Origin of the sequence: Mitsuaria sp. BK037 (assembly GCF_014193045.1) — a bacterium.
In the GTDB taxonomy this organism is placed as follows: Bacteria; Pseudomonadota; Gammaproteobacteria; order Burkholderiales; family Burkholderiaceae_C; genus Roseateles.
In genome coordinates, this window is sequence record NZ_JACHYS010000001.1 from 1,601,383 (window position 1) to 1,615,457 (window position 14,075).

A 14,075-nucleotide genomic window follows, 5' to 3' on the forward strand; every position below is an offset into this window, starting at 1 on the left:
TCATGAGACGACAACTGCTCACCTCCTGGCTGCTCGCGCTGGCGATGTTCGTGATCGCCGGCCCCGCCGCGGCCGACGATGTCCGGCAACGCGTGCGCATCGATGACGGCTGGCGCTTCGCGCTGGGCCATGCCTGGGACCCGGCCCAGGACTTCGACCATGGCACGCGTGCCTTCTTCTTCGCCAAGGCCGGCTTCGGCGACGGGCCCGCCGCGGCGGACTTCGACGACCGGCCGTGGCGCCGCGTCGACCTGCCGCACGACTGGGCGGTGGAACTGCCGTTCAGCGAGCGCGGCAGCTCGCCCCATGGCTCGAAGGCGATCGGCCGCGCGTTCCCCGAGAACAGCATCGGCTGGTACCGGCGCGAGCTGGCCATCCCGGCGTCGGCGCAGGGTCGGCGCATCGCGCTGGAGTTCGACGGCGTCTTCCGCGACAGCGTCGTCTGGATCAACGGTCACTACCTGCGGCGCGAGGCCAGCGGCTACTCGAGCTTCCGGGTGGACCTCACCGACTACCTGAACTACGGCGGCCGCAATGTCGTCGCCGTGCGGGTGGACGCCACCACGCAGGAGGGCTGGTGGTACGAGGGTGCGGGCCTCTATCGCCATGTCTGGCTCACCCAGACCGACCCGCTGCATGTGGACCACTGGGGCACCTTCGTGCGCTCGACCGTCGCGGGACAGCGGGCCGAAGTCGCCGTCGACACCACGGTGCGCAACGACGGCAAGGGCGCGGCCTCGTTCACGCTGGAACATGAACTGCGCGACCCGGACGGCCGCGTCGTCGCGCGCACCGCCGTGCCGGCGCGGCAGGTGGCCGCCGATGCCGCCTTCACGAGCGGCGCGACGCTGCGGGTGGCCATGCCGCGGCTGTGGTCGCTGGAGACGCCGCAGCGCTACACCTTGACGACGCGGGTGCGCCGCGACGGCCGGGTCGTCGATCGCTACGACACGCCCTTCGGCATCCGCTCGATCCGCTTCGACGCCGACCAGGGCTTCTTCCTCAACGGCCGCCCCGTCAAGCTGCATGGCGCCAACAACCACCAGGACCATGCCGGCATCGGCATCGCGTTGCCGGACGCCATGCATGACGCGCGGCTGCGGATGCTCAAGGCCATGGGCGTCAACGCGATCCGCTCGGCCCACCATCCGGCCACGCCGGAGCTGCTGGACGCCTGCGACCGCCTGGGCATCCTCGTCATCGACGAGCACCGCATGATGGGCACCGCGCCGCAGATCCGCGACGAGCTCGAGCGCATGGTGCGGCGCGACCGCAACCATCCGTCCATCATCCTGTGGTCGGTGGGCAACGAGGAATGGGCGATCGAGAACACCGAGATCGGCACGCGCCTGGCGCGGGAGATGCAGGCCATCGTGGCGCGCCTGGATCCCACCCGCCCGGCGACGCTGGCGGCGTCCAGCTCGGGCCAGCCGGAGGGCACCTCGGTCGGCTCGCAAGTGATCGGCTTCAACTACAAGGGCCAGCACGACATCGACGCGATGCACCGCCGCTTCCCCCAGCGGCCGATGGTCGTGACCGAGGAGGGCCTGACCTACGCCACCCGCGGCGTCTACGCCGACGACGCGGCGCGGGTGCAGGTCGCCGCCTATGACCGGCGATCGGGCGGCGCGTCGACCTCGACCATCGAGGAGGCCTGGCGCTTCAATGCCGAGCGGCCCTTCCTGGCCGGCATGTTCGTCTGGACCGGCTTCGACTATCGCGGCGAGACCACGCCCTTCGGTTGGCCGGCCATCTCGTCCCAGTTTGGGATGATGGACACGACCGGGGCGCTGAAGGACAGCGGCTACTACCTGAAGGCCGCCTGGACCACCGAGCCGATGGTCCACCTGCTGCCGCACTGGAACTGGCCGGGCCGCGAAGGCCAGCCGATCGACGTGCGCGTCTACGGCAACACCGAGGACGTGGAGCTGCTGCTCAACGGTCGCTCGCTGGGCCGCAAGACGCTGCAGCGCTACGGGCACCTGCAGTGGAGCGTGCCCTACGAGCCGGGCACGCTGGTGGCGCGCGGCTACAGGCGCGGCGAATGGGTCGCCTCCGACACGGTGGCCACCACCGGCGATGGCGCGGCGGTGCGCTTGACGGTGGACCGCGCGAAGATCCGCGCCGATGGCACCGATGTGGCGCTGGTCACGGTCAACGTGGTCGACCGCGAGGGCCGGGTCGTGCCTACGGCCAGCCAGCGGATCGACTTCGAAGTCGACGGCGCCGCGCGGCTGATCGGGATGGGCAACGGCGATCCGGGTTCTCACGAGGCCGACAAGCCGGCCGAGCGCCACCGCTTCGTGCCGCTCACCGAATGGCGGCATCGCGGCATCGAGCGGCCGGAGGACGCCGCCGCGCTGATCGCCGACACCGGCGCGACGGGCTGGCGCGAGCCCTTCGGATGGGTGCCGCCCGAGCAGCAGCCTGCCGACAGCGCCTGGAACCTCGTGCGCGCCAGTTTCCCGCGCCCGACCACGGCGGCGGGTGAGCGGTCAACGCTGTTCATCGGCGACCTGGGCGCCGGCCAGTTGGTCTACGTGAACGGCCGGGCCGTGACGCCGAGGCTCGAGCAGGGCCTCGGCGTGGTGGACCTGGATCCTGCGCAGCTGCGCGACCGCAACACGCTCGCCCTGGTCTTCCCCACGCCGGCCGGCGGCCTGCGCGCGATGACCGACAACGCGCAAGGCGGCAAGCGCTGGGTCACCTTGCGGGCGACGACGCCGGCCGCGCCGTGGCAGCGCCGGGTCTTCAACGGGCAGGCGCAGGTGATCCTGCAATCCACCGGCGCGAGCGGCCCGGCCACGCTGCGTGCGCGCGGCGAGGGGCTGCCGACCACGACCTTGACGATCGACGCCTTCTGAAACGGCATGCCTGCTGAAACACCCCTGCCTGCAGCCTCGACGGATTGGCGTCGGCGCGCGATGTCGGTCCTGGCCCCGCCCCTGACCACAGTGCTGGCGACGTCGTTGGCCACGTCGCTGGCGTGCGCGTCGACCACCGGCGTCGCGGCCGCCCCCACCGCGTCCCCGCTCGCGGACGCACCGCCGCCCGCCGCCACCGGTGCGCCGCCGAGCCCCTCGATGCAACGGGCGCAGGCGCTGGTGGCGCGGATGACGCTGGCCGAGAAGGCGAGCCAGGTGCAGCACGAGTCGCCGGGCATTCCGCGGCTCGGCATCCCGGCCTACAACTGGTGGAGCGAAGGCCTGCACGGCGTCGCGCGCGCCGACGTGGCGACGGTGTTCCCCCAGGCCATCGGCCTGGCGGCGACCTGGGACACGCCGCTCGTGCAGCGCGTGGGCGAAGTCATCGGCATCGAGTTCCGCGCCAAGTTCCGGGGCACCGTCGGTGCCGACGGCTCCTCCGGCCTGTACCGCGGCCTGACGGTGTGGTCGCCCAACGTCAACATCTTCCGGGACCCTCGCTGGGGCCGCGGCCAGGAGACCTATGGCGAGGACCCGGCGCTGACCGCGCGCATGGGCGTGGCCTTCATCCAGGGGCTGCAGGGACCGGACCCGCGGCATCCGCGCGTGTCCGCGGCGGTGAAACACTTCGCGGTGCACAGCGGCCCCGAGGCCGACCGCCACAAGGAGGACGTGCGGGTCTCGCCGCGCGACCTGGTGGACACCTACCTGCCGGCCTTCCATGCGGCGGTCACCGAAGGCCGCGCGGAATCGGTGATGTGCGCCTACAACGCGGTCGACGGCGTGCCCGCGTGCGCCAGCGAGCCGCTGCTGCGGCAGCGGCTGCGCGAGGAATGGAAGTTCCAGGGGCATGTGGTGTCGGACTGCGGCGCGGTGGCCGACATCCACCAGGACAGCGCCCACCACCATGTGAAGACGCCCGAGGCCGCCGTGGCCCTGGCGGTGCGCGCCGGCACCGACCTGATCTGCGACTTCGGCGGCAACAGCACCGCCTCGCCCATCACCACCGTGGCGGCCGTGCGGCAGGGCCTGCTGGCCGAGGCCGACCTCGACCGGGCGCTGCATCGGCTGTTCGACGTGCGCCTGCGCCTGGGCCTGCTCGACCCGCCTGGGCAAGGGCCTTTCGCCGGGATCACGGCGGACGAGTTCGACACGCCCGCGCATCGCGCGCTCAACCTGGAGACGGCCCGTCGCTCGCTGGTCCTGCTGAAGAACGATGGGCTGCTGCCATTGAAGACGCCGCCCCGGCGCATCGCGGTGATCGGCCCCAACGCCGACAGCGTCGACGCGCTGGTGGGCAACTACAACGGGACGCCGTCCCGGCCGGTCACCCTGCTGGCCGGCCTGAAGGCCCGCTATCCGGATGCCCGGATCGACTTCGTCGAAGGCACGGGCTGGGTGGCGCCGCCGCTGGAAGACCTGCCGGCCGAGCGGCTGTGTGCCGACGCCGCCTGCACCCGCCCCGGGCTGAGCTTCGAGCGCTTCGCAAATCTCCAGCTCGAGGGCCCGCCGATCTCGTCGACGGTCGAGGCGCAAGCCCGCTTCCGATGGGGCTGGCCGGACGCGCATGACCGCCAGGAATCGGCGCGCTGGAGCGGCTTCGTGCGCGCCGCCGAGAGTGGCGAGCATCTGTTCCGGCTGAAGGGGAACCGGGGCTACCGCGTCTGGATCGACGGCGAACGGGTGGTGGACCTGTGGGACATCGCCTGGCCCACCAGCACCCGCGGCGTGCAGCTCGAGGCGGGGCGGACCTACGCCCTGCGCGTGGAGGCGCTGCAGACCGGCTGGGAAGGCGAGCAGCGCCTGCAGTGGAGCCGGCCCGGCGCCAGTGACGAGGCCGCCCTGGCCGCCGCGCGCGAGGCCGACCTGGTGGTCTTCGCCAGCGGCTTGACCTGGGAGTTCGAAGGCGAGGAGATGACGGTGCTGGCGCCCGGTTTCGCGGGCGGGGACCGCACCCGGATCGATCTGCCGGCACCGCAGCAGAAGTTGCTGGAGCGCCTGGCCGGCCTGGGCCGCCCGCTGGTGCTGGTGAACTTCAGCGGCAGCGCCATGGCCTTCGGCGCCGCGACATCGCAGGCCGCGGCCATCGTGCAGGCCTGGTATCCGGGCGGCGAAGGCGGTCAGGCGGTGGCGGAGCTGCTGGCCGGCGACTTCAGTCCGTCCGGCCGGCTGCCGGTCACCTTCTACCGGTCGGCCGAGCAACTGCCGCCCTTCAAGGCGTACGGCATGCAGGGGCGCACCTACCGCTGGTTCAAGGGCGAGCCGCTGTTCCCCTTCGGCCATGGGCTGGGCTACGCGCGCTTCAGCTATGCACAGGCCCGGCTCGCGAGCCCCCGGGTCCGGGCCGGGCAAGGCACGCGGCTGTCGGTGCTGTTGAAGAACGAGAGCGGACGCGAGGCGGCCGAGGTCGTCCAGGTCTATGCCCGGCGCCCCGGTGCCCTCGCGCCGGAACGCACGCTGGTGGCCTTCCGGCGGGTCGTGCTGCGCGGCGGCGAATCGCGCCGGCTCAGCGTCGATCTGGACGCCAAGGCGATGAGCGTCGTGCAGGCCGATGGGCAGCGCGTCGTGGAGGCCGGGCCGGTGTGGCTGTGGATCGGCGGAGGACAACCGGTGCCGGCGATCACCGGCGTGCGCGCGCCGGGTCAGGCTTTGACCCTGCAGGTCACCGGCCGCGCGCGACTGCCGGCGTTCTGAGCGGGCGTCGCACCGGTCCACGGCGTTACGCTGTCCGGCCGCCATCGCCTGGGCGCGGCCCGGGCAGGCTCGAACGAAGGAAGGACACATCGGCATGGCATCGAATCAGGGCTCGCGAGCGGATCGGCCGCGTCGCCACATGGCGTTGGCCGTGGTCATCGGCGCATTGCTGCTGGCTGCCGGCGGGTGGCTGTCGAGCCGGCCCAGTGATGCCGCTGGCCCCGCCAAGGCGACGGCGGCGAGCTCGCCCACGAATGAACCCGGCTCGTCGCTTCCGGCGGCGAAGACGGAGGCGGCATCGGCCGTGATGGCGGTCGCCTCGTCGGCGCCCGGCTCGACGAGCGCCCCGCCTCCTGCGCCCGGCTGGCCAGAGGACGCGCTGCGTCGGGTCCAGCTGGCGCTGGACGGCCATGGGACGCCGAAGGACATGATGGAGGCGGCCATGATGCTCTCCGCCTGCCAGGGCGCGGACGCGATGGTGGACCACCAGTACAGGGAGCGCGACCAGCCGTCCGCGACGGGTCGGCAGCTCCAGCGGATCACGGGCCTGTCCAGCCAGGAGTGGATCCGCCGCTCGCAGGATTTCCAGCGCCACTGCCAGGTCTTCGATGCGGCCACGCTCGCGCGCCAGGGCGAGCTGCTCAAGCGTGCCCACGACGGCGGAGTCAAGGAGGCCGCGCTGCCCTACCTGCAATGGCTGGACGCGAACCGGCAGCCGATCGATCCGGCGCTGCGCGGGCAACTGCAGCGCGAGGCGCGCCAGACGGCCGAGGACGGCGATTTCATGGCGCTGGTGACCTTCAGCTTCGCCTTCAGTCCAGGCGCGATGGGCATCACCGAGGTCCAGCGGCAGGCCTACAAGGAAGCGCAATTTCGCATCCAGGGTTTGATGTCGGGCGCGGAGATGGAAAAGGCCAGCCGCGATGCGATGGCGGACACGGAAAAGATGATGGCCCAGTGGGGCGCGGTGCCGCCGCCATTGACGGCCGACCAGCAGCGCGAGGCCGACGCGCTCGCCGCGCGGGTGATCGAGGCCTGGCGCAAGCGTCAAGGCAAGCCGGGGTGAATCGCACAAGCCCTCGCTGTCGATGGGCAAGTGCTGGCCCGCGAATTGCACTCCTTCGCGCGCACGACGCGCGAGGCGCCTAAAGCGGCTCCGTCCGAGCCGCGTCTGACATTCCTTGGCCGCCTTGGATGACAACGCTGACAAATTTCGTCAGTGCGATGCAACCAACTTGCAACGGACCCGTCACCGCCGCGCGCGCATGACGCTTCACATCATTCGAAAGGAACCCATGTCGTCCATCCCGAACGCCACGCCCGCGGTCCAGCGGCTCGCGCTCGCCCTCCTGACGGCAGGCCTCGCCGCCTGCGGTGGCGGCGGATCGGCCTCATCGCCGGCGACCGACGCGCCGGCACCGCCGCTTGGTGCCGCACCGGCACCTTCGCCCTCGCCTTCGCCCTCGCCTTCGCCTTCGCCCGCGCCCTCGCCTTCGCCCGCTCCAGCGCCGGCCCCAGCACCTTCCCCCGCGCCGGCCCCAGCACCTTCCCCGGCGCCGGCACCAGCACCCACTCCGGCGCCCGCACCTTCGCCCGCTCCGGCGCCCGCACCAGCGCCCGCGCCTTCGCCTTCGCCTGCGATCTCGATCACCACGGCCCTGGGGACGGCCAACCGGCTGCTGGGCGGCCTGGGCGCCGGCAACCCGATCGCGGAGATGACGACGCAGCAGATCCGTCCCGACATCATCGACACCTACCTGGTTGGTGTCGGTGGCGGCGCGTGGCCCACCTGGAACAGCCCGGACGGGGCTTATGTCACTTACACGGCCGCGAACGTGTCGGCCGTCGGCGCGGTGCCGATGTTCACGCTCTACCAGATGGCGAGCCGGGGCGAGGGCAACCTGGCCGCGATCAACGACGCGAGTTTCATGACCCCCTACTGGGCCCAGGTCAAGCTCATGTACCAGAAGATCGGCGCGACCAACCTGCCCACGCTGGTCAACCTGGAGCCGGATTTCTGGGGCTTCGTGCTGACCGGCGCCCCGGGCGGCGACCCGACGAAGGTGCCGGCGCGCGTGAGCCAGGTGGCCGAATGCGCGAACCAGCCGGACAACGCCGTCGGCATGGCGGGTTGCCTGCTGGCGCTGGGACGGACCTACGCGCCCAAGGCCCGGATCGGTTTCCCGCCGTCCTTCTGGGGCCGCGACGCCACCACCGTCGGCAACTTCATGCTGAAGCTGGGCGCAGACAAGGCCGACTTCATGGTGGCCCAGACCAGCGACCGCGATGCTGGCTGCTTCGAGGTCTCGCCGCCTCCGTCCGAGTGCGCCGGTCGTGGCAACGGGCCGTTCTACTGGGACGAGAACAACGTGGCGACGCCCAACTTCCATCAGGACCTCGCCCAATGGGTCGCCGTGCAGGGCAAGCTCGGCAACCTGCCCATCCTGTTCTGGCAGACGCCGATGGGCGTGCCCTCATCCACGCCCGGCGGCACCTGGGGGCACTACCGCGACAACCACGTCCAGTACATGCTGACCCACCCGACCGAGTACACCGCCAACGGCGTGTTCGCGATCGTGTTCAGCGGCGGCGGCGCGGGCTCGGTCAACATCACGACGGACGGCGGCCAGTTCGCCCGCCTGTTCAAGGCCTACCTGGCGAATCCGGCCCCGCTGCGCTGAGCGGCAGGCAGCATCGGACGCGTGGCGGCGGCGGGTCGCCGCGGCGCCCGGTCGTCCATCGGCAAGCTTCTGCGACGAGAATGCGCGCGGGGCGCGGCCCATCCCTCGGGATGCGGACCGCCCCACGATCGCCTGCCCCGGCGACAGCCACCGAGGTTCGATACCGATGGCCGGCCTGCGCGGGGTGGTCCTCAACCGCCAGACCCGCGCACCCGGCCGCTCGTGTGCCGGCCGAGTCCCCGCATGCTGTCCCGTCTCGATCTGCCGACCGTCCTGTTGTTCTACAACACGTCCCTGCTCGCCGGCGCGTTCGCCATCGTCCACGTCCGTCGCAATTCATGCCGCCCCGAGGGCCTCATGGCGCTGGCGATCGCCTACCTCATGCTGGCCGCCGGAGCCGCCCTGGCTTGGAACGGCGAGGAAGCCGCCCTGCCGGCGGCGGTCTGGACGCACGGCAGCCTGCTGCTCGGCACGGCCGGCTATGCGGTGTTCCTCGCCGGCATCCTCGCGATGAGCGGCCGCCGCCGTGTCCACTGGGGGCTCCTGCTGACGCCGGTGCTGCTGTGTTTTCTGGTGGGGCTGGTCACCGGATTCCCCCGCGACAACCTGAGCCGCGCCGGCGTGTTCCATGCGGCCGCCGTGCTGTCGCTCGCGTGCAGCGCCCACGAGATGCTGCGCAATCATCGCCTCGAGGCCTTGCCATCGAGCCGGCTGCTTGCGGCGCTCCTGGCGCTCAGCGGCGGCGTCTACACGCTCAGGCTGGTGTTCATCCTGAATGGCACCGCGGGCAGCGCCGGCTTCTCGCTGGCGTTCTTCGTGCAGATGTTCTGCCATTTCGGCATCGCCCTGATGGTGGCCACCATCTCCAAGGAGCGCGCGGAAGTGCGCCTCGCCCAGTTGGCGGACACGGACCCGTTGACCGGCGTGGGCAACCGCCGCTGGCTCGGCACGCGCCTGCCCAAGCAGCTGCGAGGCCACAGTGCGGTCCTCCAGCTGGACCTGGACCGGTTCAAGCGCATCAACGACCAGTACGGACACGCCGCCGGCGATGCGGTCCTGGTGGCCTTCGCCAGCTGCCTGAAGGCGCAGCTGCGCGAGTCCGATCTGCTGGCCCGCACCGGCGGCGAGGAGTTCCTGGTGTACACGCCCAACGTCACCGAGGCGGTGGCGCGCTCCATCGCCGAGCGACTCCGGGCCAGCGTCGAGCAGTTGCGGATCGTCGAGGACGGCACGCCCCTGCCGGTGTCCACCAGCATCGGCGTGGCCTGGGTGCCGGACGGCAGCGCGCCCGCGGAGGCCTGCCTCGCCCGGGCCGACGAGATGCTCTACGAGGCCAAGCGCGACGGCAGGAACCGCGTGGCCTTCGCCACGATGGCAGTGCAGGCGCCCGACCGCGCCGCATGACGCGTGGCGGGGGACCTACTCCTCGCGCCACTGCAGGTGCACCACGCGCAGGCCCTGGGCCTTGATCGTGCGCAGCAGCAGCGGCAGCGCCGCGGCAGTGCGGTCCTGCGCATCGTGCAGCAGCACGATGCCGCCACCCGAGGCGCCCAGGCGCTGCGCGAGCTTGTCGGCCATCTGCTGGGCGCTCTGGGGCTCCCAGTCCTCGACGCCCAGGTCCACCGACATCACGGTGTAGCGCGAGGCCGCGAGCGCCTCGCGCAGGACCGGTGTTTCCTCGAGGAAGGGAAAGCGGTAGGCCGCCGCCCGGCCGCCGAAGACCTCGCGGTACGCGGCCTCGGCCGCCCGCAGGTCGCCGAGCTGCTCCGATGCGGGCAGTGACGCGAAGTGGGGATGGCGGAAGCCGTGCAGGCCGACGCTGTGCCCCTGCGCCTTCACCTCCCTGGCGAGCGCCGCATCGGCCAGCATCGGCTCGCCGTTCATGAAGAAGGTCGCACGCACGCACTCGGCCTTCAGCGCCTGGAGCACGAGCGGGGTGGAGGCCGGCCGCGGCCCGTCGTCGAAGGTGATCACCACCTCGCCCGGCTGCAGCGGCAGTGGCCCGTGCTGCGAGCGACCGTAGGCCGCGGCTTCACGTGGCAGCGTCAGCACGCGCGAGGTGCCCAGCGCGGCCGGGCCGCAATCGGCCGCCGCGCCCAGCGCCTGGCCCAGCGCGAGCACCGCCAACGCCGCACGCGCCGTGCGCAGCCGCGGCCGGCGCGCCGTCCGGGCCGAGGCCCGCGCCTCGTCGGCCTCGGGGACGTCGCCCCATGCATTCCTCATGTCGTCTCCTGCGGTCATGGTCGCCAGCGAGCTTAGCGAAGGGGCGCGCCCTGCGAAGCGGTGCATCCACCGATACCGCCTGTTTCCACGCCGGTGACGCGACGGTGCGAACTCGGTGATGTTTGCGTGGCGACTCCTCCGTAAGCTGCGGCCCCCGATCAATGCTTCGCGCCCGCCTCGGCCCCACCGCAGCCGGCGCACCGACTTCAAGGATCCCATGTCCCTGTCCTGCTCGATCCGCCACCTCGCGGCCGTCACCGCGCTTGGCGCGGCCGCCCTGCCGGCGGCGCACGCCGCCTCGTTCAATCCGACGTTGCCAGCCGAACCGCGCCTGCCCACCGCCACCGAGGTGTGCAAGACCCTGACCGCCTCGCTGACGCAGACCGGCGGCCTGCTGCCGAGCTCGGTCGACGCGGATCCCACGCACTCGCAACCGGACACCGCCCAGATCCAGGACGCCATCAATCACTGCCCCGCCGGCCAGGCGGTGCGCCTGGTCGCCAGCGGCAACGCCAACGCCTTCCTGTCGGGACCGCTGGTGCTGAACAGCGGCGTCACGCTGTGGGTCGACAGCAACGTGACGCTCTTCGCGTCCCGCAGCCCCAAGGACTTCGACAACGGCGGCGGCCGCTGCGGCACCGCCGGCGGTGACGGCAAGTCGTGCAACGCGCTGATCCGCCTGAAGAATGCCGCGAACAGCCGCATCGTCGGCGACGGCCGCATCGACGGACGCGGCGGCGCGGTGCTCACCTCCGGCCCCAACGCCGGGAAGATGACCTGGTGGGACGTCGCCAACCTGCTGGAGGCGACCGGCAAGAAGCAGAACAATCCGCGCCTGGTCAACCTGATCGGCGGCAGCAACTTCACGCTCTATCGCATCTCGCTGCTCAACTCGCCGAACGCGCATGTCGTCGTCAGCGGGCTGACCGGCTTCGTGGCCTGGGGTACCAAGGTGCTGGCGCCGTCGCTGGCCTACGCCAAGCCCAACTACGCCTGCGCCGCCGGCACGACGCCCAACCCCGACGTCGCCGCCACCCAGCCCAGCACCTGCTTCACCCCGGCCACCGCCGCCAACACCGACGGCATCGACGTGGTCGAGAGCTCCAAGGTCAGGATCGCGCACTCGTCGATCAGCACCGGCGACGACCACATCGCGATCAAGGCCGCCGACGCGCCGGCCTCCGACATCTACATCGCCCACAACGACCTGTACCACGGCCATGGCATGTCGATCGGCAGCGAGACCACGCAAGGCGTGAACCAGGTGCGGGTCGACGACCTCAGCATCGACGGTTTCGACGACGCGCAGGTCAACGGCCTGCGCATCAAGACCTACGACAGCGTCGGCGGAACGGTCAGCAACATGATCTTCGCCAACGTCTGCATGCGCAACGTCAAGCAGCCGCTGATCTTCACGCCCTACTACAGCTCGGGCAACCACAGCACCGCGCCCAACATCAACGACATCCTGCTGCAGAACATCCATGTGCTGAGCAGCGCGAAGTTCGGCGCCGGCAAGCTGGTCTTCCGCGGCTATCGCAACGGCAGCGTCGTCAACCCGCTGAAGATGACCCTGGACAACGTCGTCTTCGACTCGACGAGCTTCCTCACCGCCGACGGCAAGAAGGGCGGCCCCACGCAGCCGGATGACGCGACCCTGACGCTGGGCCCCGGACCGGTGACGATCCCCTTCGCGGCGTCGTCGACCTTCAAGCTGATCGACCAGCGCGCCGGCTCCCAGGCACCGCGGGCCTGCGACAGCGCCTTCCCGCCCTTCCCCCTGGCCGAATCGCCGATCTGAACGCGGGCTATCGCGGTGGCGCGATGGCCTGCCGATGCGATACAACCCTCTCATCGAACGAGGGAGACCATCGTGACCGCATTCAGCAACCTGAAGATCGGTGTCCGCCTGACCGGCGGCTTCGCGGCAGTGATCGCGCTGCTGATCGTGCTGGCGGTGATCGGCGTCACCAAGATCAGCGCGGTGGACGCCAACACCGAGGTCATCCTGCATGACCGCTTCGTCAAGGTGCAGCTGGCCCAGACCGTCGAGAACGAGGTCAACAAGCAGCTCCGCGCGATGCGCACCGCGCTGATCGTGTCCGACCGCGCCATCGTCGACAGCGAGCTGGCCAAGCTCGAGGCCTCGCTGCCGCTGGTCGGTCGCGCGATCGACCAGCTCGGCGCGACGGTGCACAGCGAACGCGGCAAGGCGGCGCTGCAGGCGCTGGTCGAGGGCCGGGCGAAGTTCAAGGACAAGGAGCGTCAGCTGGTCGACCTGATCAAGGCCGGCAAGGTCGACGAGGGCCGCACGCTCCTGGTGACGGACATCCTGCCGCTGCAGACCGTCTACCTGGAGGCCGTCGAGCGCTTCGTCGAGACCCAGGCGGAGAGCATGGAGGAGTTCGGCGCGCAGGCCTCGGCGCTGGCCCGCGGCGCCCGCACGCTGATGATCGTGCTGTCGGTGATCGCGGTGCTGCTGGCGGTGGGCATCGCCGTGCTGCTCACGCGCTCGATCACCCGGCCCATCGCCCAGGCGGTGCGGGTGGCCGAGACGGTCGCCGCCGGCGACCTCACCTCCACCATCGCGGTGGGCGCACTCGACGAGACCGGCCAGCTGCTGGCCGCGCTGCGCTCGATGAACGACAGCCTGGTGCGCATCGTCGGGGAGGTGCGGCTGAGCAGCGAGTCCATCGCCACCGGCTCGACCCAGATCGCCACCGGCAGCATGGACCTGTCGCACCGGACCGAGGAGCAGGCCTCCAGCCTCGAGCAGACGGCCGCGGCGATGGAGGAAGTCGCCTCCACCGTGCAGCGCAGCGCCGACTCGGCGCGCAACGCCACGGCGCTCGCGGCCACCGCCAGCGAGGTCGCCACCCGCGGTGGCTCGGCCGTGGCCGAGATCGTCGCGACGATGCGCGACATCAGCGCCAGCTCGACCCGGATCGCCGACATCACCGGCGTCATCGACGGCATCGCGTTCCAGACCAACATCCTGGCGCTCAACGCGGCCGTGGAGGCGGCGCGCGCCGGCGAGCAGGGCCGCGGCTTCGCGGTGGTGGCCGGCGAGGTGCGCACGCTGGCCCAGCGCGCGGCCACCGCCGCCAAGGAGATCCGCGCGCTGATCGGCGAGAACGTCAGCCGCGTCGAGACCGGGTCGCGCCTGGTCGAGGGCGCCGGCACCACGATGGACGAGATCGTGCGGCAGATCCGGCAGGTGGCCGAGCTGATCACCGAGATCGGCACCGCCACCGGCCAGCAGAGCCTGGGCATCGGCGAGGTCAGCAAGGCGGTGCACGTGCTCGACCAGGTGACGCAGCAGAACGCCGCGCTGGTCGAGGAATCCGCCGCCGCCGCGGACAGCCTGAGCCAGCAGGCGCGCCGGCTGACCGAGCTCGTCGGCGCTTTCAAGCTGCACCTCGGGCGCTGAGCGGCAGTGCGGCAGTGCGGCTGGCGGTCTTCCGGGCAAATTTCCGCGCCGGTGAACGCGGCGTCAGCGCTCGGTGATGTCTGCGGCGCGGTCCCTCCGTAAGCTGCGGCCACCCCTTCCAAC

9 protein-coding genes are annotated in these 14,075 nt (G+C 71.4%); 7 read left to right on the top strand and 2 right to left on the bottom strand.

The features are described 5' to 3' along the window. The first annotated feature begins 2 nt into the window (after positions 1-2). Together galA and FHT37_RS06625 are read left to right on the top strand one after the other, a co-directional pair. Positions 3-2,864, top strand: a complete 2,862-nt coding sequence (gene galA / locus FHT37_RS06620; protein WP_183479640.1) for a beta-galactosidase GalA — start codon at positions 3-5, stop codon at positions 2,862-2,864. Positions 2,865-3,083: 219 nt separating this feature from the next. Then, positions 3,084-5,618, top strand: coding sequence for a glycoside hydrolase family 3 C-terminal domain-containing protein (locus FHT37_RS06625; RefSeq protein ID WP_221210969.1), 2,535 nt, complete (start codon positions 3,084-3,086; stop codon positions 5,616-5,618). 105 nt (positions 5,619-5,723) lie between these two features. Here FHT37_RS06625 and FHT37_RS06630 read toward each other — a convergent pair whose 3' ends face one another. Then, positions 5,724-6,062: a hypothetical protein gene (locus tag FHT37_RS06630; protein ID WP_183479642.1), complete on the bottom strand. Its 339-nt coding sequence runs from the start codon at positions 6,060-6,062 to the stop codon at positions 5,724-5,726. Here FHT37_RS06630 and FHT37_RS06635 point away from each other — a divergent pair. The 3 genes from FHT37_RS06635 to FHT37_RS06645 all read left to right on the top strand — a co-directional run bounded on the left by FHT37_RS06635 (position 6,061) and on the right by FHT37_RS06645 (position 9,703). Continuing rightward, the gene (locus FHT37_RS06635) at positions 6,061-6,684 is read left to right on the top strand and encodes a hypothetical protein (protein WP_183479644.1); all 624 of its coding nucleotides are present in this window, start codon (positions 6,061-6,063) and stop codon (positions 6,682-6,684) included. The genes FHT37_RS06630 and FHT37_RS06635 overlap by 2 nt on opposite strands. Before the next feature lie 649 nt (positions 6,685-7,333). Then, a complete protein-coding gene (locus tag FHT37_RS06640) occupies positions 7,334-8,299 on the top strand; it encodes a hypothetical protein (RefSeq protein WP_183479646.1) in 966 nt (321 codons plus the stop codon). 243 nt (positions 8,300-8,542) lie between these two features. After that, positions 8,543-9,703: a GGDEF domain-containing protein gene (locus FHT37_RS06645; RefSeq protein ID WP_183479648.1), complete on the top strand. Its 1,161-nt coding sequence runs from the start codon at positions 8,543-8,545 to the stop codon at positions 9,701-9,703. A 15-nt stretch (positions 9,704-9,718) separates the two neighbouring features. Here FHT37_RS06645 and FHT37_RS06650 read toward each other — a convergent pair whose 3' ends face one another. Next, positions 9,719-10,522 carry a polysaccharide deacetylase family protein gene (locus FHT37_RS06650; RefSeq protein ID WP_183479650.1) on the bottom strand — a complete coding sequence of 268 codons (804 nt, stop codon included), beginning with the start codon at positions 10,520-10,522 and terminating at the stop codon, positions 9,719-9,721. A 217-nt stretch (positions 10,523-10,739) separates the two neighbouring features. Between FHT37_RS06650 and FHT37_RS06655 the strand changes: the two genes are divergently transcribed. Beyond that, complete coding sequence (locus tag FHT37_RS06655; RefSeq protein ID WP_183479652.1) at positions 10,740-12,323, top strand: glycoside hydrolase family 28 protein; 1,584 nt, start codon at positions 10,740-10,742, stop codon at positions 12,321-12,323. Between the two features lie 72 nt (positions 12,324-12,395). Beyond that, positions 12,396-13,952, top strand: a complete 1,557-nt coding sequence (locus tag FHT37_RS06660) for a methyl-accepting chemotaxis protein (RefSeq protein WP_183479654.1) — start codon at positions 12,396-12,398, stop codon at positions 13,950-13,952. Positions 13,953-14,075 lie beyond the last annotated feature (123 nt).